Origin of the sequence: Pseudoalteromonas sp. BZB3 (assembly GCF_040104455.1) — a bacterium.
Lineage (GTDB): Bacteria > Pseudomonadota > Gammaproteobacteria > Enterobacterales > Alteromonadaceae > Pseudoalteromonas.
Map to the genome: position 1 here is coordinate 204,610 of NZ_JBECOS010000013.1, position 26,679 is coordinate 231,288.

Below are 26,679 nucleotides of genomic sequence, written 5' to 3' on the forward strand. Positions count from 1 at the left end.
CGAATTGTTATTTAATGTAACCGAGCGTAGAAAAATAACTTAGGAGTGGTAAATTATAGTCAGGGAAATAGAAAGGTTTGATTTTGAAAGCTTCTTTAAAGTATTTATTGTTGTTGGCTGCGTTAACAACGCCACGATTAGGTTTAGCTGCTGAGCCAGCAACTTGCTCGCAAGCCAATGAGGAATGTATTGAAATTGGTCAATGGCAGGTGTCGTTAGCTGTTGGGGGCGGTGTACTGACAAACCCTTTGCAAGGTGGCGAAAATATTCCTCTCATTGTGGTACCTTATGTCAGTTACTACAATGAACAGTTTTTTCTTGAAAACACCACATTTGGTTATACATTTCAAGAAGCTGAGCATTTTGATATAAGTGCTATTTTAGAACTTAATGGTGAGCAAAAGCACTTTAATCGGCTGCATGCTGCTAATATCATTGGCGTTGATGGTGCGCTTAGTGATGGTGGAAACTCTGAGGTGCCAACCTCTCCTGATTCTGATGGGTCTGAAGACCTTTTCCCTGATACAGATAAACCTGCTGAACCAAAACGTCTTCCAACTTTAGATGATATTGCCAAGCGCGATTGGGCTATAGATGCCGGTGTACTTGCCCATTGGTATATAGGGAAACAGCATAAAATAACCGCTCAGTGGTTACATGATGTCAGTGGCGTTTACAAAGGGCAACATATTAAAGCCAGTTATAAATACCAGCATGCTGTTTTTGATTGGCCTGCGAAACTGCAGCTTTCAGCTGGATTTGACTGGCAAAGTGCTGAGCTTAATGACTATTACTATGGTCTAAATAGTAAAGATAACGTAGAGCAAGCGTATTTTTATCAGGGTAAGCAAGGTGTGTCGCCTTTTCTTGGGACGGTATTTAATTATCGGATTAACAAACGGTGGCAGTTTAAGTTCAGTGCCAAGCGTACTTTCTTATCGAGTGCGATAACTGATAGCCCATTAGTGAATGATAAGCACCAAGATTATGTATTTATCGGGGGACTTTATGAGTTTTAGTCGCCCATTATTCATATTGGTTTCGAGTTGTTTATTCACCTCTCTTGCAAATGCGCAAAGCGCTTCTGAACATGATAATCAGCATGTGACCTCTTTTGCTATAAAACCTATCACCTGCGTTGTAAAAAGTTTAGGTGAAGCATGCCAAATGAAAGCGAACGTGACTTGGCAGTCAACTATGCCGCAGAGTGTGTGTTTGTTTCAGGATAAACAGCAACTGAAGTGTTGGGTTAAGCAAAATCAAGTATCTGAAATGCTTGATGTAACACTCGATAAAACCATGGTATTTAGCTTACGTGATAAAAAGCAAAATATATTAGTTGAACAAACTATTAAGGTGCATGCATTGAGCAGTAGAAAGTATCGCCGAAAGTTAAAGTCAGATTGGAGTTTATTTTAATGTCTAAAGTTATTTTAGTTGAAGACGACGTACGCTTAGCTACTTTGACTGCACAATTTTTAAAAGCAAATGGGTTTGAAGTGGAGATGATCCATGATGGCGCTGATGCTGCTAAGCAGATTATTGCCATGCAACCTGACATGGTGATTTTAGATATTATGCTACCGAATCAAGATGGGTTCAGTATTTGCCGTGCCATTAAAGACGAATATTCTGGGCCTATATTGTTTTTAAGTGCCAAAGACAGCGATTTTGATCAAGTTAAAGGACTCGAGATTGGGGCTGACGATTATGTTATTAAGCCTGTTGAGCCTTTTGTGCTATTGGCGCGTTTAAATGCCCTACTCCGTCGTTGTCAAAATAAGCCTAAAAACCAAGACTCATTGTCGTTAGGTAAGTTGCAAATTGATAAAGCCGATCGCCGAGTTTACCTTGATAGCGAAGAGATTGAGTTAACCAGCTATGAGTTCGATTTACTGTGGACGCTAGCAAGCAATGCAGGTGAAACACAAAGCAGAGAGTTTATTTATAAGCATGTTGTAGGCAGAGACTATGATGGACTTGATCGCAGTGTAGATGTGCGTATTTCACGCTTACGCAAAAAGCTAGGAGATAACTTAGAGCAACCATTTAGACTCATTACAGTGTGGGGAAAAGGCTACTTATGCTCCAAGTCAGCTTGGGATTAAGCAAGCGTGGTTCGTCTTCTTATTAGTCTTTACTTGGTGGTCATCACCAGTATTATCGTTATTAATCAAGCCAGTGATTATGTTTGGCAAAATTGGGTAACACACGCGCCGGATGAACTTCGTCATGCCAAACAAGTAGCGCATGTGATGCAAGCACATATTACAGCGCCAGAGCAACTACAAGTGGGTTATCAAGGGCTAGATATTGATAGCATTGCATGGTTAGACGAGCAACGCACTCAATTATTAAATGGTGAAGTGCTGACAACCTATAATGCACAGGGTCAGGCATTATTGAGTTTTTTACTTATTGATAATTATACCTTAGTTCAACTAGGGCCATTTTTACCCTCAGAACCAGCTTCAAATAAACTATACCTGTTTAAATTCATTTCTTTTCTGGTGCTAGGGTTATTGTTGATTATTTGGTTACGACCGTTGTGGCTAGATCTGATGCAGTTTAAACGGGTCACGGAGCAATTAGCACAGGGTAACTTAAACGTAGAGCGTAAAGCTTCCCGTTTTTCTGCGATTTCTGATCTTACCGAGCAATTTCATATCATGGCACAAAAAGTGGCTAACCTGATGACTGATCAAAAGCAGCTCGTCAATGCTGTGTCTCACGAATTGCGCACTCCGCTTGCAAGACTAAAATTTGCACTTGCTATGTTGCAAAGCGCACAGCATGATCAAATTTCAGGTATGCAACAAGACGTACAGGAGATGGAGTCATTAATTGATGAAATGCTCAGTTACGCGCGTTTAGAAATCGCGGGTGAGCAGTTAAGCCTTGAAGAGTTTGACTTATCAGAGTTATTTAAGTCTCAGCTTCATAAATTACAAGGGTTCAGTAGTAAAGAAATTACCGCATCTATTTCATCTGGTATTACAGTCAATGCCAATGCACATTACCTTGCCCGTGTACTACAAAATTTGCTGCAAAATGCTGATAAATATGGTGCTAGCCAAATTGATGTGTCTTTGAGAGAGGTTGAACAGCAGGTTATTATTACGGTTGAAGATGATGGTGAAGGGATAGCGGAAGACCAATTCGATAGCGTGTTTATGCCTTTTGTTCGATTAGAAAAGAGCCGCAATAAGCACCTTGGTGGTTATGGACTTGGTTTAGCCATAGTGAAAAAAATTGTGAGCTGGCATAAAGGACAATGTGTGGTCGCAAAAAGTAAACTTGGTGGCGCGAGTTTCGTGATCACACTGCCAAAAATGCGCTTTATCAAAGTCTGAAAGGAAGGATTTAGATACTGTTCCAAAAACAACAAAGGCCTTACTTAAGGCCTTTGTTGTTTTTACAAATTATTCAAACTCTAAGGTGATGTAATTAGTGACGAACGGGTCAATAGTAATCGTACCTGTAGCATAGGACTTTCTATCAACACCTCTAGTTTGAGCTTTAATGTAGTACTGACCAGCTGGTAGTGTGATATTCTTATTATAATTAGAGTCAAATTTTGTACTTGTATTGACTAACCAGCCTTCTGGTGAATACTCATATAGATAGCCCTCGAAGGCGACATTGCCAATGCGAGGGTGAAAAGAACGCTCTATTGTGAGTCTAGTCTTATCATTTGGGTTACGTTCAGATTTACTAATTTTTGTTTGACCATAATCTCTAGATGTTTTCTTGGCATCGATTATGTAAATCTTTTCACGTTTTACCGAATAATTACCAGATTGATTAGGTGTATTTGTTACAGGTGCTGATGGGCTTGTAGAACCAAGGATACCGTTTATTGCACCGTTAACGCCGTCTTTTACAGTTCGTTCAACAGTCGTTGTTGAACAGCCAGATAGTGCTGTAATAGCGGTGAATAATAACGCGAGTTGAGTTTTCATATTTCGTCCTAGTCGTTTTGGCTTACCTTAAAGTTCAAAAGTACAGACTTTTGAATGCGTTATTATTAAACAATTTACCTGTTCTCTGCAATAGATAATATCTAAAATAGGGGCAAGGGTTGGTATTAGTAATCAACGCGCTTACGAAGTTGTTTTGTTTGGCCTTTTTTGACTTTGCTATCGACGCGTTTACGTTGTGAGCTTCGAGTAGGTTTTGTATCCCTTCGTGCCTTTTGAACTTTGATCGCATCTAAAATAAGGGTTTTTAAGCGCCCTAATGATTCTTCTTTATTCATTTCTTGGCTACGGTGAGACTGCGCTTTGATGACAATGACCCCCTCTTTGGTGATCCTTGAGTCTTTTAGCGCAAGCAGTCTTTCTTTATAAAATTGTGGCAACGATGAACGTTTAATATCGAACTTTAAATGAATGGCGGTTGATACTTTATTGACGTTTTGACCCCCAGCGCCTTGGGCGCGGATCGCACTGAATTCTAATTGCCAAGCTGGAATTTCAACATTGTTGGATAAAACTAACATGTCACGTCTCGTGGTTTTTACTTAATATTAAGAGTTTAACATGTTGGCAGTAGATGTTTGCAGTTTTGAAGATATGGCGTGTCCAAGCAATTATTTAAGAAAAATCACGGCATCCTTGCCATGGCAAGTGCTTGGGAATTAGTGGCCTAGTTGGTACTTATGCGCTAATTGTTGTTGTGAATACTGAAGAGCGCGTTTTGTTGCTTGTAATAAGTCTTTACCCTTGGCTTTTATCTGCATACTAGGCAAGCCAGGCAATAATAATTCAATGTTGCATTGTTTCATGCTGGTGGCTTGATCTTGATGTATGTCTTTTACATTGATAGTAATTTTACGGATGTTTTTACTGTAGTTAGACAGTTTGCTATTCACTAGACGTGAAATTTGCATTTTTGTCGCAGCATTTTGTAGTTTGTCTTGTAGCGTCAAAATCAGTTTCATCGTGTAAATTCCAATCAGTTTATAAAGTTTTATCGCGATATATTGCAGCGATGGAATTAATCTACTAATGTAATAGAAAAGAAAAAAGCTGATTAAATCTTACTTAGGGTTCGGTGAAATCGAATGATTACCAACATAAATTACAACCACCTCTACTACTTTTGGCAAGTAAGCCGTCATGGCAGCATCGCGGCAGCCAGTAAAGTGTTACATCTGACACCACAAACGGTCAGCGCACAAATTACCAGTCTTGAACATAGACTAGGTAAACCGTTATTTTTACGCGAAGGGCGAGGTTTACGACTAACTGAGTTTGGTCAAGTCACTAAACAGTATGCTGATGATATGTTTGCCATTGCCGAAGAGTGGCTTGAGACGACTCAGGGTGATATGAGCAATGTGTCTAAAACGCTTAGGGTAGGTATCTCCGACTCTTTGCCAAAGTCCTTGGTATCTAAATGGTTAGCACCTTTGATTGAAAATGAACGCATTTCGAATTTACATTGTATTGATGGCCAACAAGCTGAGCTACTGGCGCAAATGGCTACGCACAAGCTTGATCTGGTTTTAGCTGATAAGCCACTAGATAGCAGTTTACCGTTTAAGGCTTTTTGCCATGAGATAGGTAAGAGCCAACTGGGCTTTTTTGGTAAAGCCAGCTTACAAAGCAGTGTGCAAACCCAATTCCCTAACTTACTGAGTGAGCTACCTGTCATTTTACCAGCTAAAACCAGCCCGGTGACAAGCGCGATTAAGTTTTGGTTAGAAGATTTAGAGTTAGAGGTATCTGTAGCGGGTCACGTTGATGACAGTGCATTAATGAAAGCATTAGGCGAACAAGGGTTTGGTATTTTCCCTGCGCCATTGTCAATTAAGCAAGAAATCGAAAAAGCGCTCGATGTGACTTATTTGGGGGCAATTGAAAATGTTTATCAGCATTATTATGCATTTACACCTGATAGACTCATTAAAGATTCTATTTATTCAGAGTTTGTGAAAAACGCACAAAGTTGTTGATCAAATAAGCTTGGGTTAAAGAAATTAGGGGCTTTTTGCTTTTGTGAGTACAATACGCCCCTATTTACTTTCTTGAGCCCGTTATGTAGTGCTCAGCAATCTCATTCCTCGATTCTCATCTTGCTAATCTTACTCCCTTGCCGAATGAAGTAAGGCTTTTATTTCATGGCCGAGGCAAAGCGTTTGAAGGGCTTGAGCAATTAACAATTGACTGGCTTGATGGACGAATCTTGATTTCAATTTTCAAAGAAGTCGATGAAGATTTTCTGTCCGTGTTAAAACAGCATATTACTGCATGGTTGCAGATGGGTGCATGGCAGGCGCAAGTAAAAAGTGTATTGTTGCAGTATCGATTTAAAATGAACTCACCGATAGAAGTGGTTTTTGGTGAATTAACAGATCAGCAAAATGTCATTGAAAACGGATTGAAGTTTCAGCTCAATTTGGGTCAAAAGCAAAATAACGGCTTATTTTTAGATATGCGCTACGGTCGTAAGTGGGTATTAGAAAACAGTAAAAATAAGCGTGTCTTAAACCTCTTTGCCTATACCTGTGGCTTTTCAGTTTCAGCCATTGCAGGTGATGCTCAAAGTGTTGTTAACCTTGATATGGCGAAAGCGGCACTGTCAAAAGGCAGGGTGAACCATCAATTAAATGAACATGACTTGAGGAAAGTCAGATTCTTAGGGTATGACTTGTTTAAATCTTGGGGGAAAGTCAAAAAGTTCGGTCCTTACGACTTGATTATCATTGACCCGCCTGAGTTCATTGATAGCGACTCAGAAGCCAGTTTAAAAAAGTTTATTATTTGTTTTAGATGGCAAATCAGAGCGAAGTTTAATTAAAGTGTAAAGCCCCTTTACACTTTAATTTAATGGTTAGATCACGATTATTCTAACTCAGGTTACGGATATTAAACGGGTTGTTTTTTTAGTCTTACTTGAAGTTATTCAAGGTAATTTCTAAGTACTGACTTACAATTCTTTCATAGAAAAGAAAATTCACATTATTTTTTAGAATTAAATTGAATTTATTTAAACAATCGAGGGTCAAACCTCAGCTATAAACCGAAATTTTACTAACTTTAACGATTTTATTTGATTGATAGATCAAGTTTTTACTAACAGAAGCGTCGCATTGAGTTGCAGTTAACAAGCTAAAGCGTCGTACTTTCTGATCTACATTAACTTTTAAGTTAAATAGTTGTTTATATCGGTTAAATTAACTTGTTCATTTTAATCAAGCAGGTATAGTTTATGGCTGCTTTTAGATATCAAATAGGATTTGACGTAATATGCAATTAGTCGATTTAAACCCAGAAGATCCCAATGCCATTGAGTTATTTGCGGAGATCGATCGGCTGATGAATACTCTTTATCCTATTGCCAGTGATCAGTCTCTTGCGCTTTCTGAATTACGCCAACCCAATGTGCGCGCTATTGGTTTATTAAATGAAGATGGCATTGTTGCTTGTGGTGCGATTGTGAAACAGTTTGATAAAACTTTATATGGCGAGTTGAAACGTTTATATGTAAAACCCGCATATCGAGGTAAGGGGCTATCTAAGCGTATTATGCAAACCTTGCTTCATTATGCCGGAGAAGCGCAAATCCCTCTTATGCGCCTTGAAACAGGTAGTAAGCAGGCTGAAGCAATCAGCTTATACGAAAGTTTAGGTTTTAAGCGATGTGAGCGTTTTGGTCTTTATCGAGATAATCCGCTGAGTGTTTTTATGGAGCTCCCTCTTAGTAAGGCTTAAGCCTTATAGCGTCATTACCTGTAAGCTGCTGTAATGGCTTTATCGCACTTTTTGCAGTAATTTCTTTCTTTGTGTTCTATATTTATTTTTGGTTGCTTGAATTTAAGTAAGGAGACTTTTGAAAATGAAGGTGCTCGTTGTTGATGACATGGCCGCGATGCGACATGTAATGATGAATATGTTGAGGCATGTCGGTTTCGAACATTTAGATGAAGCTATCGATGGTTTCCAAGCGCTAGGGATGTTAAAAAATGCCTCTTACGATCTTGTGATCACCGATCTTAATATGCCCAAAATGGATGGTCAGCAACTACTTAAATCGATCCGAAATGATCAAGCGCTAAAAGACACCCCTGTGATCATGGTAACTTGTGAAAACGACAAGCAAAAAGTACAGCAAGCCTTATTAGAAAAAGTCAGTGGTTTTATTTTGAAGCCTTTCAACTTACAGACTCTTGAAAAGCAGCTCTCAAGGCTAAGAGAAGCAGTTTAATCTTTCATTTCAGGAATAAAAAAGAGCACCAGATGGTGCTCTAAATCTTTTTGTGTTTAAGCAAGCATTAAAGCTTAGTCACACCCATATTATGTAATGTGAACCCAAAGATATCGGCGTATTGGTCGATGATCTTGCTCGTCGGTGTACCGGCACCATGGCCTGCGTTCGTTTCAATACGAATAAGCGTCGGATTTGAACCCGTTTGCTTGTCTTGAAGTTCAGCTACAAACTTGTAAGAGTGAGCTGGTACAACACGGTCATCATGATCGCCTGTCGTTACAAGTGTCGCTGGGTACTGCACACCCGCTTTTACATTATGAACTGGCGAGTAGTTTTTAAGGTACTTGAACATTTCTTTGCTTTGATCTGCTGTACCATAGTCATATGCCCAACCAGCACCTGCTGTGAAAGTGTGATATCTCAGCATATCAAGTACACCAACAGCTGGCAGTGCGACTTTAAATAGCTCTGGACGCTGCGTCATTACAGCACCGACTAATAGGCCTCCATTTGAACCGCCGTTCAAAGCAAGCTTCTTACTTGACGTGTAATCTTTATCGATTAGGTATTCAGCTGCGGCAATAAAGTCATCAAATACATTTTGCTTCTGAAGCTGTGTACCTGCTTTGTGCCAGTTTTTACCATATTCACCACCACCACGAATATTTGCTACCGCGTAAACACCACCCATTTTCAACCATGCAGCACGAGAAGAGCTGAATGAAGGCGTAAGGCTGACGTTAAAACCACCGTAACCATACAGAATCGTTGGGTTTGAACCATCAAGTTCTAAGCCCTTCTTGTAGGTGATGATCATAGGTACTTTAGTGCCGTCTTTTGAGGTGTAGAAGACTTGTTTTGACTCGTAGTTATCAGGGTTAAAGTTAATCTCAGGCTTTTGATAAACTTCAGACTTACCAGATTTGATATCTAACTTATAAGACGTGGTTGGTGTTTTGTAGTTACTGAAAGCATAATATAAAACTTCGTCATCTTTCTCACCACCAAAACCGTAAGCTGTGCCTACACCAGGTAGTTCAATCGTACGAACTAAATTACCTTTTTTATCAAACTGCTTTACTTTAGATACGGCATCAACCATGTATCTTGCAAAGATATAGCCACCACCCATACTCGGGCTTAGCACATTTTCAGTTTCTGGAATAAGGTCTTGCCAGTTAGCTGGTGCAGGATTGCTCGCATCAACAGTAACAATGCGCTTATTCGGTGCGTTAAGGTTAGTTACTAAGGTTAGTTTGCTGCCTTCGCTATCCATCACATATGTGTCTGAATTGGTGTGATCAAGGATAGTAACTAGCTTGCTGTTAGGCTTAGTTAAGTCTTTGATGAATAACTTGTTGCCTGAAGTTGAAACGCTGGCTGAAATAATAAGGTAATGTTTATCTTTGGTAACGCTCGCGCCAACATAACGATGCTTTTCGCTTGCTGTTGCGCCATAAATTACTTTATCTGCTGACTGAGGCGTGTTTAGTTGGTGGTAATATACTTTGTGCTGATCAGTTTTTGCTGATAACTCACTGCCTTTTGGTTTGTCGTAGCTTGAGTAATAAAAACCTTCATTACCGTACCAAGAAATGCCACTGAATTTCACATCAACTAAAGTTTCACCAATTTGTTTTTTGGTTTCAGTGTCTAATACAATCACCTTGCGCCAGTCACTACCGCCTTCAGAAATTTGGTAAGCAACCAGTGAGCCGTCTTCAGTAAAGCTAATGCCCGCTAAAGACGTTGTACCATCTTCACTGAACGTATTCGGATCTAAAAATACTTCTGGCTCGCCATCTTCAAGTTGGCGATAAAGTACATATTGATTTTGTAGGCCATCATTTTTGTAGAAATAAGTATATTTTCCTTTTTTAAATGGTGTGCCGATCTTCTCGAAATCCATTAACTCGGTTAAGGTTTCTTTAATTTGGTTGCGGTAAGGGATATTAGCTAGGTAATCAAACGTTGTATTATTTTGCGCTTTTACCCACTCTGCCGTTTCTGCACTCATATCATCTTCTAACCAACGGTATGGATCAGCAACTTGTTGGCCGAAATAAGTATCTACCACGTTATCTTTACGTGTATCAGGGTAAGAAACTTGTGTTTTATTTTGAACTGCCACTTTTGAATCAACTTGTTCGTTTGAGCTATTACAGCCTGTCAGTGCGATTGCCACAGACAGTGCTAGTGCTTGCTTTAGCATAGTGTATCCCTTATTTATTTTATAATTCATCTCGATATTTCATCTTTGGCTGCAAGTATTCATTTGAGCGATAAGCAAGGGTATTGGCTTTGCTATTATGGAGACGAAACCAGTGTTTTAACCTCTCATTAGCGCATGTCTTTTAATAACACGATGAATTATGCAAAGGTTTGAAAAATCGAAATCTTCATCTTAGCCAGACTAGTAATCACTCTAAAGAGCGCTAGAAGGCTAGGTTTAAGTGATACTATCACTAGGAATAAATGCTGAGAAGTAAGATGAGATGAAATTATTTCTTATAAATCAATAGCATATTTTTCTATTAACATTGATTTACGAATACACAGGTGCTGTAAAGGGGGTTAACAAAGTGATGAGTGCTTTACAACTCATCACTTTAGGGGAATATAGGATGTTATTGCGCTAAAGCGTAGCCACCTTTTAAATGGGCCACATGCTCAAAACCAAGTCGGACTAGTGCTTGCGCAGCAACAGAAGAGCGACTACCACTACGACATACAAGTACCAAAGGTTGGTTTTTGTTTAGTCGTTGTAGACCAATAAAGTTTGCAAGCCTAGTTAATGGCACGTTTTTATCAAATTGTTGCGCATGGTTGAGTGCATATTCATGTGGTTCACGAATATCAATCAGTTGTACGTCTTTAGTGCTGTCTAAATGAGCTTGCAAGGCGTCAGTATTTAACTCTATGAAGCTATGCTTTTGCGAGCAAGTAGTCAGCGCACCACACATAATTTCTTGGTTGGCCTGGTCATGAATATGGCTATCTAGTTCAGCCTTTTTACTCATAAACTCTGTAACTGATATACGCTGACTTACAACGTCTGCTAATAATTGATTACGCTGCGTTTCTGCATTTAGAGTGGTGACAAACTCATTGTTATAGTCATGACTAGGGCAAAGCAGGCTATCTTGTTCTAATAAGCCACTTAGTAACTGTAGTGATTGATACATTTGAGACGCATCACTGCTTTCAAAGTTTGTTCTGCCTAGTGTGCCCATTAAAATTAAATCGCCGCAGAAGGTATAAAGACTATTGAATTTACCCGTTTCTAACTCAGCTTTGTGGCAAAGCGCCAAGGAGATACTGTCTTGTGTATGGCCTGGCGTGGCAATTTTGACTAAAGCGAATTTCCCTACATCGATAAATGGTAAAGTAAGGGCATCGACAGTTACAACGTGACACTGGGTAGGCCAGCCTAGGTGATCAGTCACTTGGTCTTTTAATTCATTACTTAACAGTTGCGTTCTAGCTGAAGTATGATCAGCATGACCATGTGTGTCTATAACCGCTTTTAAAGTAAGGCCTTGGCATTCTAAAACGGTTAACAAACGTTGAGTGAGTTCTTCTAGTGGCTCTATAATGATTGCCTCTTGGCTCTCACCATCGACAAATAACCAACAGCAACTACCGCCCACTTTGAACTGCACTAATCCATCGAGTTTTGACTTATTGTCTAAGTCACCCATGTTTACTAAGCAACTATGGCCAAGCGCTTTCGCACAATAAGCAATGCGTTCACAAGCAGCATCTATCTCAGCTTGAGTAGCAGCAGGACCAAAAGATAGACGAATTGCGGCTTCACTTTGTACTTGAGGCAGTCCCATTGCATCAAGCACAAAACTGCCTGTTACTTTCGAACTGCATGCTGAACCAGAGCTGACACGAATATTAGCTGCATCGAATAAATCTAAGATCTCTTTGGCACTAAACCCTGGGATAGCGAAGTTCAGTGTAGTTGGGACACTACACGCAAAGTTATTGTTAAATACAATGGTAGGGAATGCTGTTGTTAACGCTTCAGCAAGTTGGTCGCGGTAACTGCGTAGTGTTTCTTTGGTGGCAAATACACCCCTACCCTGCCCAAGTAGCTCATCGAAAATCACATTCAGTGAAGCTAAACCGGGTAAGTTTTCAGTTCCTGAGCGTAACCCACTTTCTTGCCCACCCCCTGCGATAAATGGTGTAAAAGGGGCTTGCTCACGAATATAGACAAAGCCGATGCCTTTCATTGCATAGAGTTTATGACCGCTAAATGGCGCGTAATCGATACTGGTGTTGGCAATATCAAGTTCAACTTTACCGAGTGCTTGAACGCAATCAACCATCCAGAAAGTTTCGGGGTTATTGCTTCTGATCACGGTTTCTAGTTTGTTTAAGTCTTGCTCTGCACCGGTCTCGTTATTGACGGCCATAGTGCAGATCATCAAGGCGTTGGGCACTTCTTTGGCAATAAAATCTAAATCTAACATGCCATCTTTATTAACTGGGATGGCTTTAATTTCAGCATGGATATCGAGGATATGATTCCAGTGCTTTAGAGATTCTGGTACGGCTTTATGCTCAGTTGCGCCATACAAAATACAAGGCCTTTTCTCAGAGCTGTAGTTATGCTTAGCTTGATAAAGCGCAGACAATATGGCCGTTTGGATCCCTTCGGTTGCGCCACTGGTAAAGATAACTTGCCCGCTACTAGCACCTATTACTTTGCGAGCTTTACCGCGAGTTTGTTCCATTATTTGCTTAGCCTGAAGCCCTGTAATGTGGCTACTGCTCGGGTTGCCAAATTGGGTCTGCATGGTTGCAAGCGCAGCTTGCGCGGCCGCTGGTAATACGGGAGTGGTTGCGTTGGCATCAAGATAGATTTGACTCAATTGCTGCTGCTCAGTCATGACATAGCCTTTATTTATATAAAAATGCGCCTATATTGCATTTTGTTATATCTAATTACTTAAAGGAATATTAAGGGGTTTTTGATGCTTATTCAACCATAAAGTTTTTAAGGATTTGGTATTATTCCGCAGCAGTGAAGCGAGTTTGTACTTTTAGCAAAACAAAACGTCAATGTGTTTTGTTTGTGGATGAGTATGAAAACGATATTGAGGAGATAGCTGAGTTTTTATAACTGGCAGTTTTTTCAAGAAATTGAAGTGTGGCTGTAAATAAGACAGGGCTAAGGTTTATTGTATTTGTTTTTAAGCTGCTCTCTTGCGCTGTCTATTTCTTGCCAAATCTGGTGAACAAGATGGGGGTTTTGTTTATAAAAATGTTTGTTAAATGGTAAATACCAAACAGTATCCAATAATCGTTCTTTGGAGGGTTTAATAACATCAGAGAGTTGATTTGCATAAAGTAGATGAAGGCCAATTAAGCGCTCTACCACATACCCATCTAATTTACCTTGTGCCACCATTTTGAGGCCTAACTCAGGGTCATATTGAAATGGGCTTAACCAATTTCTTTGATTCAATTCTTGCCAAACAACATACCCCAATGGCGCACCAAGTCCTTTATTTGGTAAATAGTCAGTCAGCGAAAATGTTGACGTTTGTTCTATAAAAACAGGATAAATTGCCGTCCAGAGATGACCGTTTTTGTAATCCGGAAAAGCGTACTCTTTGTCTCTTTGCGGAGTTTTTATCATGGCAAATAAAGCATGGCTGTTACCTGCCTTGACATCTTTTTGACAGCGATTCCAAGGCTTGGCATCGAATTGCACGGTCACTTTGGCATTTTCAGCGGCAGTTTTTATGATATCGGTTAATAGTCCTTTAGCTTGGTTTTCTTGTTGATAAATGTATGACGGGAAATTGCTGGCTTCATGACAAATTTTAAGCGTTGTACGAGCATAGCTGTTTGACGAAGTAAAACATATGCAAATGATTGCACTTAAGTACAAGGCATGCTTTAAGTTTATTCTGGAAAAGCCAGTCGCTATCATCAACAAGGTGTTTTTTGTGCTTATTTTATACAGACTACAGTGAATTTTGTGTATTGACTCTACAAGGTGGCGACTTTTTGATGAAGAAAGAGCAAGAGTGAACCTCTTGCTCTATGAGAGGCTTAAAGGTTGTGTCTTAAATCAAAGCGGTCTAGTTGCATTACTTTGTGCCAGGCTTTGGCAAAATCATCTGCAAATTTTTGCTTTGCATTATCATAGGCATAGAATTCCGCAATGGCTCTGAGCTCAGAGTTTGAACCGAACACAAGATCTACCGTAGTCGCAGTATATTGTTTCTGTCCACTCTTCCGGTTAAAGCCTTCATATAAGCCTTCTTGAGCTGACTTTTTCCAAACTGTCGACATATCCAATAGATTAACGAAGAAGTCGTTGCTCAAAGCGCCTACATTATTAGTGAATACGCCATGGCTACTACCATTACTGTTTGCTCCTAAGACACGCAAGCCACCTACAAGTGCTGTCATCTCTGGCACTGTTAAATTAAGCTGATCTGCTTTATCGACTAACATTTCGGCTGGAGAGCGATAGCTTTCTTTAGTATTGAAATAGTTTCTAAAGGCATCTGCTTTTGGCTCAAGTAGTGAGAATGACTTTACATCTGTTTGTGCTTGTGCGGCGTCAGTTCGGCCCGGTGTAAAGGGGATTGACACTGTTACGCCAGCATTGTCGGCCGCCTTTTCAACAGCAACTGCACCACCTAATACGATGATGTCTGCCATAGACACTTTTTTATTGCCATATGCTTTTCTGTTGAAGTTGCTTTGTACAGTTTTAAGTTTACTGAACACCATGCTCAGTTCATCTGGGTTATTTACTGCCCAGTCTTTTTGTGGTGCTAACATAATACGTGCACCATTTGCCCCACCTCGCATATCTGACGCTCTAAAGCTTGCAGCTGAGCCCCATGCAGTTCTTATAAGCTGAGGGATGGTTAAACCTGTACCCAGAATATCGCGCTTTAAGTTTGCAATATCTTTTGCATTGACAAGCGTATGGTCGACAGCTGGTACAGGGTCCTGCCAAATTAACGCTTCACTCGGCACATTATCACCAAGGTAGCGAGCTTTTGGTCCCATATCTCTATGTGTTAACTTATACCAAGCTTTTGCAAATGCGAGGCGATATTCTTCTGGATTTGCTAAGAAACGCTCTGCTATTTTGCGATATTCAGGATCGTACTTAAGGGCTAAATCAGCGGTAGTCATAACCGGAGAATTAAACTTACCTTTCACATGTGCGTCTGGGACTGAAGTATGTAGCGATTCATCGGTTGGGATCCACTGAATTGCACCTGCTGGGCTGCGTGTCTGTTGCCATTCAAGGTTAAGTAAGTTTTGTAAATAAAGTGTCGTCCAGCGAGTCGGTGCTTGCGTCCACGCGCCTTCAAGGCCACTGGTCACAGTGTCTTCTGAGTGACCTTTACCACATTTATTTTTCCAGCCTAATCCTTGTTCTTCAATAGCTGCACCGCCGGGTTCTTTACCCACACATTGACCTGCTTGGTGCGCACCGTGCATTTTACCAAAGGTGTGACCGCCTGCGATAAGTGCAACGGTTTCTTCATCGCTCATTGCCATACGGCCGAAGGCAATGCGAATATTTTTAGCTGAACCAAGTGGATCTGGCTTTCCTTTTGGACCTTCAGGGTTAACGTAAATTAGACCCATATGCGTCGCCCCAAGAGGACGTTGAAGTTTACCGTCGCGCTCCTCACGGTCACTGGCAAGCATTTCAACTTCAGGGCCCCAATAAACAAGATCTGGCTCCCAGTCATCAGTACGGCCGCCCGCAAATCCAAAGGTCTTAAAGCCCATGTTTTCAAGACCAACTGTACCAGCTAGTATCATTAAGTCACCCCAAGAGATGCTTTCGCCGTACTTTTGCTTTAATGGCCACAGTAACCTTTTGGCTTTATCTAAATTACCGTTGTCAGGCCAGCTATTCAGTGGGTCAAAACGCATTTGACCGCCATCACCACCGCCACGGCCATCTAATGTGCGATATGTACCTGCGCTATGCCACGCTAGGCGGATGAACAATGGGCCGTAGTTTCCCCAGTCTGCAGGCCACCAATCTTGAGATGTAGTGAGTAGCTCATTCATGTCTTTTTTGAGTGCCGCCATGTCGAGCTTATTGAATGCGTCTGCGTAGTTGAAGTCAGTACCTAGTGGGTTTGAACGGTTGTCATGATCTCTAAGTGGCGACAAATTTAATTGTTCAGGCCACCAAAATTGATTTGATTTAGGCGTACCAACGGCAACATTGCCAGTCCCCGTCGCCCCTTTTGGTTTACTCATTTGTGGCGAGCTGGCGCATGCGCCTAAACTTAAAATACCGAGACCAACAAAGGTGGCAAGTACCGACTTGCGAAACTGAGTGTGGAGCTTCATTATGTTCATCCTATGCGTTAAATTACGTTCAACTTGATTGGCGTTAAGTGACAACATGAATGAAACGTAAAACCTCTCTAATATCTAACTTAATAGGTAAGTTTATAAATCAAGTTTTGTTCTTTCATGTATTAAAATTTTGCACTTAAGTGCTCGACTTGTTTACATCAGAATTGAGTATAGAAGGTGATTAAATTTTTTATAAATTGATTAATTAGATTCATATGTTCAAAAAAAACAATGAAGGGATGTTGTCATATTTGGCATTAGAAATACGCTCAACTGGCTATACTGTGTTTTTGCCAATTTATCAAAAATCGGCAAAAAGCTGGTTGAGGAATAGGCTTTGACCAGTAGTAGCCTTGGCCATATCGACAGCCTAGTTGCATTAAAATATTGGCAGTGCTCTTATCTTCGATACCCTCAGCAATATTCTCAATACCAATTGCATGGCTCATTTTCAATATGGCATCAACTAAGTGGTATTGATTGCGTTCATGCATCATATTTTTGATAAAGGATTGATCAATTTTTAGAGTCGAAGCATTGAACTTGGTTAAGTAATTTAAGTTCGAGTAACCAGTACCAAAATCATCAATAGAAATCGAAATACCCTGAGAAACCATTTGGTGAATTTGTGCCTGTATGTTTTTCTCGTCTTCAATGAATAGTGACTCAGTGATTTCAATGTCAAGGTAAGAGGGGTCGAGTTTTTGCTGTTTTAAGGTTTTTAATACTAAACTGCCAAAATTGCCTTTTTTAAACTGTTCCGCTGAGGCATTGACCGATACCCCAAGCTGATTAAAACCGAGCTGATGCCAAGTAAGGCAATCTTTAACGGCTTGTTTGACTACCCAGATCCCTATTTCATTAATTAATCCTGAGGCCTCTGCAACAGGAATGAAAACAGAAGAAGGCATTAGTGTGTTATCGGGTAGGCGCCAGCGGATCAGCGCTTCTACCCCTGCAATGGTATTGCTACTCAGTTCAATCTTGGGTTGATAGTAGAGCTCAAACTCTTGCTGTTCAATGGCTCGTTTTAACCCTACCAGCATAGCCAGTCTCGCTTTGCTTTGTTGCTCCATTTCTAAATCAAAAAACGCGTACTGATTATGGCCCATTTGCACCGCTTTAGTTAATGCTGTGTGTGCTCTGCGTAACAGTGCATCATAGTGATTACCATCATGAGGGGCTATTGCAATGCCAATACAGGCCGATACTTCAACCTCGTATTGCTCGACGTAATTGCTAAAAAAAGTGGTTTGCAACGCTTGATGAGCAAAAGCTTCGATATCGTGGTAATCGGTTTCATCAATGAAAATAAAAAATTGATTGTTGGAGCTGTGAAAAATTTTGGAGTTATCTTCCGACAATGTATTTAGTCGCTGTGCAATCATGTTGATTAACTTATCACCAATATCAAACCCCAAAGAGGCATTAATGGAGTTTAAGTTATTTAAGGTGAGCACCATTAATGCACTAAGTTGTTCTGCCTGATGGTGACGGTAGATGCGTCCCTGGACATATTGTGCACAGGCTATTTCATTGGGTAACAGGGTCAATCTATTGGTGAGTGCTTTTCGCTGAGTACGAGTTTTATTTCTGAGTGAATTCACATGCATTTTGACTAGTCTTTCGAGCAGCCTATCAATGTCTTTCGTTAATAAGTAAACCACAGAAGCGAACACAAGCAGCACTAGGGCCATGTTGTGCGCCTTACGCCAATCGGCGAACTCAGCCAGTGGAGAGGCCAATAACCCTATGTACTCTGCATAGGCTAAACAATATATGCTGAGCACCATAAATGTGGTTGTAGAGATGATAAGTAGGCGGCTGTTAAGCATGGCACAAAATACAAGAATACATGGATAGGCAAGTAAACTGGTGTCGTAGAGCCCTTCAATATTCCACGCAAAAAAGAATGCCAGTAAGGTCAAAGTCCATATAAAAATACCAGACACTACAGGCAAGGTATCTTCACAGACAAACCAGTGTAAAAATAAAAAGATCCCGAGCGCGACCACAAGTGTGTAAGCGTAGCCTTGTTGATAAATTAATATGTTGAGGATAAAGAACAGTGCCAAAGAAAGGCTGATCAGAAGAATAAATGACTTTAAGCGCTTCACCTTGTCCGTTGCAATTTGACCAAGAATACTGCTGTAGTCAACACTTTCTCGCCTATTCATATTTGTGCTCTAAAGTTTTAGTGGTAGTTGCAAAAGCCAGCGTTCTTCCTCCCCTTGTTTTAGACTCAGGTTTAATGGCATACATGGCTTTATCGGCTAAGTGGATGAGCTCCGGCTTATGGCTTGTGTCATACGGGTAAAACGCAGCACCAATACAAAGGCCTACCTGTACATTAGCTTGGTGCGAGATAAGTGTATAAGGCTTAACGATCCTTGTCGTGAGTTGTTCACAGAACAATTCAAAATCAGCTTTGTTGGTGTTTTCTAATACGACTACAAACTCATCGCCTCCCCATCGACACGCTATCCCATTACTCGGGGTGAGCTGTTTTAACTGATTCGCGACGAATATCAGCACTTCGTCACCGGCATCATGACCATAGATATCATTCACCTGTTTAAAGCCATTGAGGTCCATCAAGGCAAAGACGAAAGGTGTCTTATCTTTTATGAATTGATCAATTCTTTTCTCACCAGCATGGCGGTTGGTCATATTGGTCAGGGCGTCATAATCAGCTCTTCGGCTTAATTTATCGAGCTCGTCACGTTTCTTAGATACATCATTGAGTGTGATTTGATAATACGATTTTAAATCATCTGTGATGATGCTAGATACAACCACTTGTAACCAAATGGTTTTATCTTGTTCTTTAAATTTAAGTCGGTGCTCACCAATGGCGATTTCATCATTCAAAAATGCACTGTTTACAGCGCGTGTCACTAGTTCAGGCGTTTCAAAGAGCTCACTGAGTATAGGGCCATAGTTTTTCTTCATCGGCTGCTCTATTCGTTCTATCAAAGATTTAAAGGCTTTGTTGGTGAGAAGAATATTGCCTCTAGGCTCCATTAAAATGATAGGGGCGACGGAGTTTTCGAATAATAACCTGAAGCGCTTTTCTAAAAGCTCAATTTCAGAGCGCAATAATCGCTCTTGAGAGATTTGCTCTTCTGCCTTTTCTAATAGTAAGTTGATGTCTTCAACTAAATTACCTAACTCGCTTTTGTCGTGAAAAACAGGCTTTTTTAAACGTCTTGCTGTACCTGGATTCAGTGAGTGCAGACTATTTGCAATAATTAGGATGGGCTTAGTGATGAAGTAAAATGCAATAAAAATAGCAATGACAGTAACAACGAGTGCTTGTATTAGCAAAGAGTTGGATAAGAAGCTTGCCGCATTTTGTGAGTCTTCTTCTATGTAGGCTAAATTGTGCTGAACTTTAATCGTACCTAACGACTCTGAAGGTACAAAAGGTGAATAAACCATGAACTCCGTTTGTTTAGCAGGCTCAGATTTAAAAGTCTCACTTTGAATTGCAAATAGCTCAGATTCAAACGACGCGGCTAAGATAGCTTGGTTGTTACTAAGACCATTAATCACTTCTTTTGCTAATTCTTGATCACCTAAATAGGCCGCAATATTGGCCGTAGGCGCAACGACCTCATAAAGTTGCTCAATACTGGCCTGAGTTTTATCTAAGTTTTTTTGATACGCCAGTTTAAAAAATACCTGCGATGAAATAAAACCAACAAACACGGCAGCAAAGCTAATTGATATTGCAAGTCTGAGTAATAAGCCACTCTTATTCATATAACTCCAAGATGACTTTTACTTTTTGTTTTTGTTGTGTAGTTAAAGCGTCGCTAAATACATAACCGATGGCATTGGGGTTTTCGGCTATAAAGTTTAAAACCATCTGCTCGTCAGCATATGTTTCTGGAGGGGTAGCTCTACCGGTAAAGCGAACTCTTGACCAATACGCATTTACTCTCGATAAAGGCATATTCACGAGCCTTTTGTAGAAAGTTGATTTTAATCCCTCTGGTGTAAGTGTATCTAATGGTTGAGCGGATTGGTTGTCAGGGAAAGCAACATATCGGCCCATATATAAATCAATTAACTGCTTTTTTGACAGGGAGTCTGTCGCATTGTCGGCATGCACAACGATAGAAATAGGCTTAGCCGCTACTGTATTCATGATACAGCAAGCGAGTATTAGGGTGAGGAAGATAATTAACTTGTTCATAGCTAAAAAGTAAAACTCACACTAAAAAATAGGGTGGTAAAAGACTCTTTTGGTGCCAAGGTATTCATACCCTGATATGACCACAGCGCCCCCCCTTGAGCCTCAATATTAGTGTGATCAATCTGTAATTTAAGGGCAATATTGTCTTTCACGTCGTATCTGACACCGAGAGAATGGGTTTGTTGATTAGGGCTGAATACACGAAATGATTCATTAACCGCTAGAATTATCTCCTCAACTTGGTTTGGTAAAAATCGTTGAATATTGACTGCATCGTTAAACTCACTGGGATCGGATTCTGCGATCGCAAAGGTATAAAATAGCTGCCCTTTATCAAAATTGTAGGTCGTACTGATATAGCCGCTACTGACAGCAGAAACCACTGATGAATCGCTGTGAAGGTGGGCAAACTCTGTTAAAAAAGTCAGTGGCCCTACGTTATATTTGAGTCCTGCAGAGCTAAAATATGCTTTTTTATTAATTAACGAAAAGTCGTTAATAAAAGCTGCTTTATCCGGCCAAATTACGTCAGGTATCTGTTGTAAGCCACTAATAATACTTGCCATGGTCGAAATGTTGTTTTTGGTGCGAGCTTGAGTGTGTTTAAGAGACAGGGTCCAGTCGAATTGACTGAGTTCGAAGGACACACCTAAAACATCATCAATTTTTAGTTCTACATTTTCATTATCAAGGGCAATGTGACTCGAAGATTGACCGCCAAACAGCTTGATACGGTAATCTAAATCATTATGGCTTTTAAAATAGGTAAAATCGGCTCCGTCTAAATTACGGTATGGGAGTAAAGCATAGACTTCAGTGGGGACTTTTGCCCACGGATAAGCAAAGCCAATATCTCTGTATTCTGTAAGTAAGTATAGGTCAAGTTGTGTTCGACCAACTCTGAGTTCCCAGTCAGGAGCTGGTTTGTATCTCAAAAAAGCTAAGCTAAGCGCGTTGTCTAGAGTGACCTTTTTTTGCCCGCGATAAATTAACTGGGTGACGAGGTCGAAATCTCGAAATAAAGATATGTCAGCTTGAATGCCTAAAGAACTAATGGCGCTAAAGTCTAAACTATCTTCAAAGTTGTCATTATCTCGTGAGATATCAGTTCTAAAGCGATAGGTGTCAGAATTGGAATGCACGGCTCCTATGTTGCCAAAGCCGCTGATGGTTGCACGCTCAGCACAAATACCAAAAAAGCTTGATAGACATAATAAAGCGTACAGAAATCGCAACATCTAACATCTCACCGATAATTTATATAAACGCAGTAAATAATTATAGCGGATGTTTGGCTTTTCGAAATGAAATGAGTAAGTTTTCAGCGCCTTGTGTGGCTTAAAGCAAAAAAGGAGCCAATTGGCTCCTTTTAAATGCATTGTGCGATGATTATTTGTTCACAATTGCGTTATGATAGATGTTTTGTACATCATCACAATCTTCTAGCATGTTCATGAATTTTTCAAAGTTAGCTAGGTCGTCTTCGTCTGTGATCTCAACATGTGTTTGTGGTACAAAGGTGATTTCATCTACTTCAAAGTTGATGCCTTCGAATGCTTCTGTTAATGCTGTTTTCGCTTTGAAGTATTCAGTGTGTGGCGCGAATACAGATACTTTGCCGTCTTCAACTTCAACGTCAGTTACATCAACATCAGCCATCATTAATGCTTCAAGTACCACTTCATCATCGTCACCATCAAAGCCAAGGATTGCTTGGTGATCGAACATGTGTGCAACACAACCAGGGCTACCGATTTTCGAATCTGTTTTTGTGAATGGCAGACGTACATCTTTGATAGTACGATTTGGGTTATCTGTTAAACAGTCAACGATAACCATACAGTTACCAGGACCGTAACCTTCGTAACGTGCTGGAGAATAGTCTTCACCTGCACCACCCGCTGCTTTTTCTACGGCTTTGTCGATAACGTGTGCTGGTACTTGGTCTTTCTTCGCTTTTTCGATTAGACGACGTAAAGATAGGTTTGTTTCAGGATCTGCACCGCCGTTTTTAGCTACAACGTAGATTTCCTTACCGTATTTAGAGTTAACTTTGGTTTTTGCCGCCGCCGTTTTTGCCATGGCGTTTTTGCGGACTTCAAATGCTCTGCCCATCTTAATTCTCGTGTTATGAATTTAAAAAATTGCCAAGATTCTAGCAAGACTAAAGGCTTTGAGCTAGAGGGTAGCGAGATTAGCGACATTTTTTTGAAAACCAAACGTTACGGGAGGACTAACTTAGTTAATTGCGAAAAGTGCTCGATTATATGCGTCGCTGTATCTGCGTAGTCAGGTCGCGCATCAAGAATATACAAACAACTGTCCATTTTCGCATTGTCTGCAGCCTGTATATCAAACAAAAAATCGCCAACGTAAATACACTGCGAAGGGTTTACTTGCCAACTATCAGCAACTTGCAATAATGCAGTTGGGTCAGGTTTTGCGGGGGCATCGTCTCGGGTGAGTACAATATCGAACTCAAGACCGGTTTTTGCCAGCTTCAGTTGTGCCGCATGTTGGCAGTTACGCGTTACAACCGCCATTTTGATGTGTTGCTCTGCCAGCGCTGCAAGACACTCTAAAACACCCGGCATTAGCACTGCTGATTCAGCATCTTGGTATTCATGGCTTAAGACAATATCCATGGCAGCTAGGGCTTCTACCTCTGGCAGCTGTTCAATATAGGTCAATAAATCTGTGTGTTCAGTACATCCGATTTCAGCGCGAATATGTTTAAAGTTTAAAGAAGAACTTACTAGCGTGTTGTCTAAATCAAAAATAACACCTTGGTAGTTTGCATTTGCTGCAGTTTGAGTCATAAAAGAGAGTGGTCTTATTGAGCGTAATTAAAGTATATACGAAAAGATTAAAAGGTTGGATTAGGGCTGAAAGATAAGGGCGAATAAAAAAGCAGAGCCTGAGCTCTGCTTTTGATAAAAGCAAAAAGAGGGTTACTTATCAAAATGCACGGTGAGCCAGTTGTCTTCACCATCAAAATGTAAGGTTTTTACTTTGCCTTTACCTTCGAAGTTGACCATGTTGACTTGATCTGCCCAAACATCCCTGAGTGCACCATGTTGCATTCTCAGCGCGCTAAAATCTGCAGGGATCTGCGTTTCTTGGTAAACCCAAAAAAACTTTCCATCAACCTCCTGACCGACTAAAGAAAGCTTGAGAGGTGTCTTGTTTGCTAACTGTAAAGCCACTTTACGATTTACATATTGTGCAAATTCAGCTCTATCTTTAGCGTGCTTAAACAGATCAGCGTGACCGCCTATCAAGGTCTCTACAGCATGTTCTGTATCGTGCAGATAAAAGCGATGCATCAGCTCAAGATTACCCGTACGCTCATTGATCAATACGGTTGTCATTGCAGCTTTTAACTGGTGAGCGGCGACTTGACCGCTCAACAGTAAAAGTAAGCTGGCAGCAAGCCAAGCTCTCATGGATTAATCCTTCTTCTCTTTTTCGTCTTTGTCATCTTTTTTCAACTCAGTTTTGATGTCATGCATGATATCACGACGCACTTTGGCTGAACTCTTCTTACGCTTATACACTTCTAAACGAGAAGGAATGATTTGACGCGGGTAATGGTTATTTTCAATGTCGACATCGGCAGTTTCCCAGCGAGGGTCAACCACAATAGACTTTAACGGCTTGTCTTTGTCTGTGATGATTAACTTACTCACTTTATTCGGGCTACGACGCCAAATCTCAGCCGGTAGCATACGCTCTTCAGTCGAACCGTCTTGATACGTAAGTTCTAAAATGATTGGCATCACCAAGCCACCTAGGTTGCTGAACTCCATGACATAATAGTTTTTGTCTTCTTCAACTGCTCTATCAAGGGCTTTACGCTCCCAAGGCTTCAGTTTTTTTAAGAAGCTCTGATACGCATTTCGCTCTTTATTAGTCACAGTAAAGCGGTCATTGTCATCGTAGAAGTCAGATACGTCTTTGTTTTTATCAATCCAAAGCTCGCGGCCTTCTTCTTGGTTACGCTTGTTGAACAATGACATAGGCTTACTCTGTTCGAACTCACGTAAACGTGCATAGTCAATGTCTGGGTTCTTAGTATCAATACGTAATTGATAAACCTTGTCTAGTGAGATATCAACATGATCTGTGGTATAGAACCAGCCACGCCAGAACCAGTCTAAATCGACACCAGATGCTTCTTCCATAGTTCTAAAGAAATCAGCTGGGGTTGGACGTTTGTATTTCCAGCGCTGCGAGTATTCTTTAAACGCAAAGTCAAATAGTTCACGCCCTAAAATCACCTCACGCAGAATATTCAGTGCCGCTGCAGGTTTGGTATAAGCGTTCGGACCAAGGTTTAATACACTGTCAGACTGCGTCATAATCGGCACTTGGTTTTGAGACTTCATGTAAGGCACGATATCGCGCGGTTCTACACCCCAAGGAATGTTTGGATCCCATTCACGGCCAGCGACACCATCTAAGAAGCTGTTAAGGCCTTCATCCATCCAAGTCCATTGACGCTCATCTGAGTTAACGATCATCGGGAAGTAAATGTGACCAATTTCGTGGATCACAACGCCAATCAAGAAACGCTTTTCGGCTTGTGAGTAAGTGCGTGAGCCATCATCTCTTAGTTCTGTACGCGGACCATTGAAGGTGATCATTGGGTATTCCATACCGCCTACAGGGCCGTTCACTGACTGAGCAACAGGATATGGGTAATCAAATGAGAAGCGAGAGTACACTTCCATGGTGTGGATCACAGACTCAGTTGAGTATTTTTTCCAAAGATCACCGCCCTCTTTCGGGAAGAAAGACATCGCCATCACTAGTGGCTGTTCTTTACCTCCTTGTTGATAGCCTTTGGCATCCCACATAAACTTACGAGAGGATGCCCAAGCAAAATCGCGTACATTTTCAGCTTCGAAATGCCAAGTTTTGGTTTTGTCTGTGCCTGCTTTTTCGTTTTCAATCGCTTCTTCTTCAGTCACAACAAACACAGGGCGTTTTGCAGTTTCTGCTTCTTTTAAACGCTTTAATTGTGTTTTTGTCAGTACCTTTTTGGCGTTTTTCAGTTCACCTGTTGATGAAACAATATGGTCTGCAGGTACGGTGATCTCTACATCATAATCACCAAATTCCAGTGTAAACTCACCACGACCTAGGAATGCTTTATTTGTCCAAGCTTCATAGTCAGTAAAAGCGGTAAGACGCGGGAACCACTGCGCCAGTAAGAAGATGTCGTTGCCATCTTCTTCGAAGTGTTCATAGCCCGAGCGCGCGCCAACGGCATCTTCTTCAACAATGTTAAAGGCAAAATCAAGGCTGAACTCTGTCGACTTGCCTGGCTTTAATGGCTCGTTCAAATCGATACGCATCATAGTATCGACAATCGTAACTTTTAGTGGCTTGCCGTCTTCGTCTTTGACATCACTGATCACAAAACCCAGCTCAGTGTCATCCATAAATTGTTGGCGACGAAGCTGGTTTAAGCTGATCTTTGCTGGTTTTGCTGCAGGATTGCTTTGCAGGCTATTTTTAAATGTAGCACTTCGCTCAGCAAGTGAGTCTTGCTTAAAAATATTTTGGTCTAGTTGCATCCAAAGATATTTTAGCGTGTAAGGTGAATTGTTTTTGTACTCGATACTTTGCTCAGCGGTTAAACGGCGCTGTTTTTCGTCTAATACAACGTCTATGTCGTAATCGACTTTTTGTTGCCAGTAACGTTCACCTGGCTCACCTGCTGCGTTACGGTAGACGTTTGGTGTTGGCAGTATTTCGTCTAATTGACGAAACTTATCTACAAAGTTGCCTTTTGTTTGCTCAACAGCACTAGCAACCGCTAAGCTCGATGCCATAAGCGGTATGCACAGTGACAAGGCACTGGTTATTTTTTTCATTATGTTTTC

23 protein-coding genes are annotated in these 26,679 nt (G+C 40.8%); 8 read left to right on the forward strand and 15 right to left on the reverse strand.

Going from position 1 to position 26,679, the window contains the following annotated elements; genetic code table 11:
- Nucleotides 1–83 precede the first annotated feature (83 nt).
- Genes ABMY35_RS15565 through ABMY35_RS15580 form a run of 4 tightly spaced genes read left to right on the forward strand, consistent with a single transcriptional unit; the run spans nucleotide 84 to nucleotide 3,353 of the window.
- Nucleotides 84–1,019: a MipA/OmpV family protein gene (locus ABMY35_RS15565; protein WP_349287055.1), complete on the forward strand. Its 936-nt coding sequence runs from the start codon at nucleotides 84–86 to the stop codon at nucleotides 1,017–1,019.
- The gene (locus tag ABMY35_RS15570; protein ID WP_349287056.1) at nucleotides 1,009–1,419 is read left to right on the forward strand and encodes a DUF3019 domain-containing protein; all 411 of its coding nucleotides are present in this window, start codon (nucleotides 1,009–1,011) and stop codon (nucleotides 1,417–1,419) included. The genes ABMY35_RS15565 and ABMY35_RS15570 overlap by 11 nt, the downstream gene beginning before the upstream one ends.
- A complete protein-coding gene (locus ABMY35_RS15575; protein ID WP_349287057.1) occupies nucleotides 1,419–2,108 on the forward strand; it encodes a response regulator in 690 nt (229 codons plus the stop codon). The genes ABMY35_RS15570 and ABMY35_RS15575 overlap by 1 nt, the downstream gene beginning before the upstream one ends.
- A 6-nt stretch (nucleotides 2,109–2,114) precedes the next feature.
- Complete coding sequence (locus ABMY35_RS15580) at nucleotides 2,115–3,353, forward strand: ATP-binding protein (protein WP_349287058.1); 1,239 nt, start codon at nucleotides 2,115–2,117, stop codon at nucleotides 3,351–3,353.
- A 69-nt stretch (nucleotides 3,354–3,422) separates the two neighbouring features.
- Here ABMY35_RS15580 and ABMY35_RS15585 read toward each other — a convergent pair whose 3' ends face one another.
- From ABMY35_RS15585 to ABMY35_RS15595, 3 genes are all read right to left on the reverse strand, one after another.
- Nucleotides 3,423–3,962, reverse strand: a complete 540-nt coding sequence (locus tag ABMY35_RS15585) for a hypothetical protein (protein WP_349287059.1) — start codon at nucleotides 3,960–3,962, stop codon at nucleotides 3,423–3,425.
- A gap of 125 nt (nucleotides 3,963–4,087) precedes the next feature.
- Complete coding sequence (gene arfB, locus ABMY35_RS15590) at nucleotides 4,088–4,501, reverse strand: alternative ribosome rescue aminoacyl-tRNA hydrolase ArfB (protein ID WP_349287060.1); 414 nt, start codon at nucleotides 4,499–4,501, stop codon at nucleotides 4,088–4,090.
- A gap of 138 nt (nucleotides 4,502–4,639) precedes the next feature.
- Complete coding sequence (locus ABMY35_RS15595; protein ID WP_349287061.1) at nucleotides 4,640–4,942, reverse strand: hypothetical protein; 303 nt, start codon at nucleotides 4,940–4,942, stop codon at nucleotides 4,640–4,642.
- Nucleotides 4,943–5,065: 123 nt separating this feature from the next.
- On the opposite strand from ABMY35_RS15595, the gene nhaR reads away from it, so the two are divergent.
- The 4 genes from nhaR to ABMY35_RS15615 all read left to right on the forward strand — a co-directional run bounded on the left by nhaR (nucleotide 5,066) and on the right by ABMY35_RS15615 (nucleotide 8,211).
- Entirely contained in the window at nucleotides 5,066–5,959 is an 894-nt protein-coding gene (gene nhaR / locus ABMY35_RS15600) for a transcriptional activator NhaR (protein ID WP_138479318.1), read from the forward strand.
- A gap of 137 nt (nucleotides 5,960–6,096) precedes the next feature.
- Entirely contained in the window at nucleotides 6,097–6,804 is a 708-nt protein-coding gene (locus tag ABMY35_RS15605) for a class I SAM-dependent methyltransferase (protein WP_349287062.1), read from the forward strand.
- 449 nt (nucleotides 6,805–7,253) lie between these two features.
- The gene (locus tag ABMY35_RS15610) at nucleotides 7,254–7,718 is read left to right on the forward strand and encodes a GNAT family N-acetyltransferase (RefSeq protein ID WP_349287063.1); all 465 of its coding nucleotides are present in this window, start codon (nucleotides 7,254–7,256) and stop codon (nucleotides 7,716–7,718) included.
- Between the two features lie 124 nt (nucleotides 7,719–7,842).
- Nucleotides 7,843–8,211 carry a response regulator gene (locus ABMY35_RS15615; RefSeq protein ID WP_349287064.1) on the forward strand — a complete coding sequence of 123 codons (369 nt, stop codon included), beginning with the start codon at nucleotides 7,843–7,845 and terminating at the stop codon, nucleotides 8,209–8,211.
- A 67-nt stretch (nucleotides 8,212–8,278) separates the two neighbouring features.
- Here the strand turns inward: ABMY35_RS15615 and ABMY35_RS15620 are convergent, their stop codons facing one another.
- From ABMY35_RS15620 to ABMY35_RS15675, 12 genes are all read right to left on the reverse strand, one after another.
- Nucleotides 8,279–10,426 carry a prolyl oligopeptidase family serine peptidase gene (locus ABMY35_RS15620; protein WP_349287065.1) on the reverse strand — a complete coding sequence of 716 codons (2,148 nt, stop codon included), beginning with the start codon at nucleotides 10,424–10,426 and terminating at the stop codon, nucleotides 8,279–8,281.
- A 415-nt stretch (nucleotides 10,427–10,841) separates the two neighbouring features.
- Nucleotides 10,842–13,118 carry an aminotransferase class V-fold PLP-dependent enzyme gene (locus tag ABMY35_RS15625; protein WP_349287066.1) on the reverse strand — a complete coding sequence of 759 codons (2,277 nt, stop codon included), beginning with the start codon at nucleotides 13,116–13,118 and terminating at the stop codon, nucleotides 10,842–10,844.
- A gap of 281 nt (nucleotides 13,119–13,399) precedes the next feature.
- Nucleotides 13,400–14,167, reverse strand: a complete 768-nt coding sequence (locus ABMY35_RS15630) for a transporter substrate-binding domain-containing protein (RefSeq protein ID WP_349287067.1) — start codon at nucleotides 14,165–14,167, stop codon at nucleotides 13,400–13,402.
- 122 nt (nucleotides 14,168–14,289) lie between these two features.
- Nucleotides 14,290–16,578: a catalase/peroxidase HPI gene (gene katG, locus ABMY35_RS15635; RefSeq protein ID WP_349287068.1), complete on the reverse strand. Its 2,289-nt coding sequence runs from the start codon at nucleotides 16,576–16,578 to the stop codon at nucleotides 14,290–14,292.
- Nucleotides 16,579–16,856: 278 nt separating this feature from the next.
- Nucleotides 16,857–18,764: a bifunctional diguanylate cyclase/phosphodiesterase gene (locus ABMY35_RS15640; protein ID WP_349287069.1), complete on the reverse strand. Its 1,908-nt coding sequence runs from the start codon at nucleotides 18,762–18,764 to the stop codon at nucleotides 16,857–16,859.
- Nucleotides 18,757–20,352 carry a diguanylate cyclase gene (locus tag ABMY35_RS15645; RefSeq protein ID WP_349287070.1) on the reverse strand — a complete coding sequence of 532 codons (1,596 nt, stop codon included), beginning with the start codon at nucleotides 20,350–20,352 and terminating at the stop codon, nucleotides 18,757–18,759. Before ABMY35_RS15645 ends, ABMY35_RS15640 begins: the two co-directional genes overlap by 8 nt.
- Nucleotides 20,345–20,740, reverse strand: coding sequence for a hypothetical protein (locus ABMY35_RS15650; protein WP_349287071.1), 396 nt, complete (start codon nucleotides 20,738–20,740; stop codon nucleotides 20,345–20,347). The genes ABMY35_RS15645 and ABMY35_RS15650 overlap by 8 nt, the downstream gene beginning before the upstream one ends.
- Nucleotides 20,741–20,790: 50 nt before the next feature.
- Nucleotides 20,791–22,026, reverse strand: coding sequence for a hypothetical protein (locus ABMY35_RS15655; RefSeq protein ID WP_349287072.1), 1,236 nt, complete (start codon nucleotides 22,024–22,026; stop codon nucleotides 20,791–20,793).
- Between the two features lie 151 nt (nucleotides 22,027–22,177).
- Nucleotides 22,178–22,903 (reverse strand): YebC/PmpR family DNA-binding transcriptional regulator, encoded by a 726-nt coding sequence (locus ABMY35_RS15660; RefSeq protein WP_138479297.1) that lies wholly within the window; start codon nucleotides 22,901–22,903, stop codon nucleotides 22,178–22,180.
- 107 nt (nucleotides 22,904–23,010) lie between these two features.
- Nucleotides 23,011–23,607, reverse strand: a complete 597-nt coding sequence (locus ABMY35_RS15665) for an HAD family hydrolase (protein ID WP_349287073.1) — start codon at nucleotides 23,605–23,607, stop codon at nucleotides 23,011–23,013.
- Between the two features lie 132 nt (nucleotides 23,608–23,739).
- A complete protein-coding gene (locus tag ABMY35_RS15670) occupies nucleotides 23,740–24,234 on the reverse strand; it encodes a DUF6702 family protein (RefSeq protein WP_349287074.1) in 495 nt (164 codons plus the stop codon).
- A 3-nt stretch (nucleotides 24,235–24,237) separates the two neighbouring features.
- A complete protein-coding gene (locus ABMY35_RS15675; protein WP_349287075.1) occupies nucleotides 24,238–26,670 on the reverse strand; it encodes a M1 family metallopeptidase in 2,433 nt (810 codons plus the stop codon).
- Nucleotides 26,671–26,679 lie beyond the last annotated feature (9 nt).

Excerpts from the sequence above, each read along its gene's own strand:
- ABMY35_RS15570 (WP_349287056.1), top strand. The coding sequence starts at position 1,009 with ATGAGTTTTAGTCGCCCATTATTCATATTGGTTTCGAGTTGTTTATTC.
- ABMY35_RS15575 (WP_349287057.1), top strand. The coding sequence starts at position 1,419 with ATGTCTAAAGTTATTTTAGTTGAAGACGACGTACGCTTAGCTACTTTG.
- ABMY35_RS15585 (WP_349287059.1), bottom strand. The coding sequence starts at position 3,962 with ATGAAAACTCAACTCGCGTTATTATTCACCGCTATTACAGCACTATCT.
- arfB (WP_349287060.1), bottom strand. The coding sequence starts at position 4,501 with ATGTTAGTTTTATCCAACAATGTTGAAATTCCAGCTTGGCAATTAGAA.
- ABMY35_RS15595 (WP_349287061.1), bottom strand. The coding sequence starts at position 4,942 with ATGAAACTGATTTTGACGCTACAAGACAAACTACAAAATGCTGCGACA.
- nhaR (WP_138479318.1), top strand. The coding sequence starts at position 5,066 with ATGATTACCAACATAAATTACAACCACCTCTACTACTTTTGGCAAGTA.
- ABMY35_RS15610 (WP_349287063.1), top strand. The coding sequence starts at position 7,254 with ATGCAATTAGTCGATTTAAACCCAGAAGATCCCAATGCCATTGAGTTA.
- ABMY35_RS15615 (WP_349287064.1), top strand. The coding sequence starts at position 7,843 with ATGAAGGTGCTCGTTGTTGATGACATGGCCGCGATGCGACATGTAATG.
- ABMY35_RS15620 (WP_349287065.1), bottom strand. The coding sequence starts at position 10,426 with ATGCTAAAGCAAGCACTAGCACTGTCTGTGGCAATCGCACTGACAGGC.
- ABMY35_RS15625 (WP_349287066.1), bottom strand. The coding sequence starts at position 13,118 with ATGACTGAGCAGCAGCAATTGAGTCAAATCTATCTTGATGCCAACGCA.
- ABMY35_RS15630 (WP_349287067.1), bottom strand. The coding sequence starts at position 14,167 with ATGATAGCGACTGGCTTTTCCAGAATAAACTTAAAGCATGCCTTGTAC.
- katG (WP_349287068.1), bottom strand. The coding sequence starts at position 16,578 with ATGAAGCTCCACACTCAGTTTCGCAAGTCGGTACTTGCCACCTTTGTT.
- ABMY35_RS15640 (WP_349287069.1), bottom strand. The coding sequence starts at position 18,764 with ATGAATAGGCGAGAAAGTGTTGACTACAGCAGTATTCTTGGTCAAATT.
- ABMY35_RS15645 (WP_349287070.1), bottom strand. The coding sequence starts at position 20,352 with ATGAATAAGAGTGGCTTATTACTCAGACTTGCAATATCAATTAGCTTT.
- ABMY35_RS15650 (WP_349287071.1), bottom strand. The coding sequence starts at position 20,740 with ATGAATACAGTAGCGGCTAAGCCTATTTCTATCGTTGTGCATGCCGAC.
- ABMY35_RS15655 (WP_349287072.1), bottom strand. The coding sequence starts at position 22,026 with ATGTTGCGATTTCTGTACGCTTTATTATGTCTATCAAGCTTTTTTGGT.
- ABMY35_RS15660 (WP_138479297.1), bottom strand. The coding sequence starts at position 22,903 with ATGGGCAGAGCATTTGAAGTCCGCAAAAACGCCATGGCAAAAACGGCG.
- ABMY35_RS15665 (WP_349287073.1), bottom strand. The coding sequence starts at position 23,607 with ATGACTCAAACTGCAGCAAATGCAAACTACCAAGGTGTTATTTTTGAT.
- ABMY35_RS15670 (WP_349287074.1), bottom strand. The coding sequence starts at position 24,234 with ATGAGAGCTTGGCTTGCTGCCAGCTTACTTTTACTGTTGAGCGGTCAA.
- ABMY35_RS15675 (WP_349287075.1), bottom strand. The coding sequence starts at position 26,670 with ATGAAAAAAATAACCAGTGCCTTGTCACTGTGCATACCGCTTATGGCA.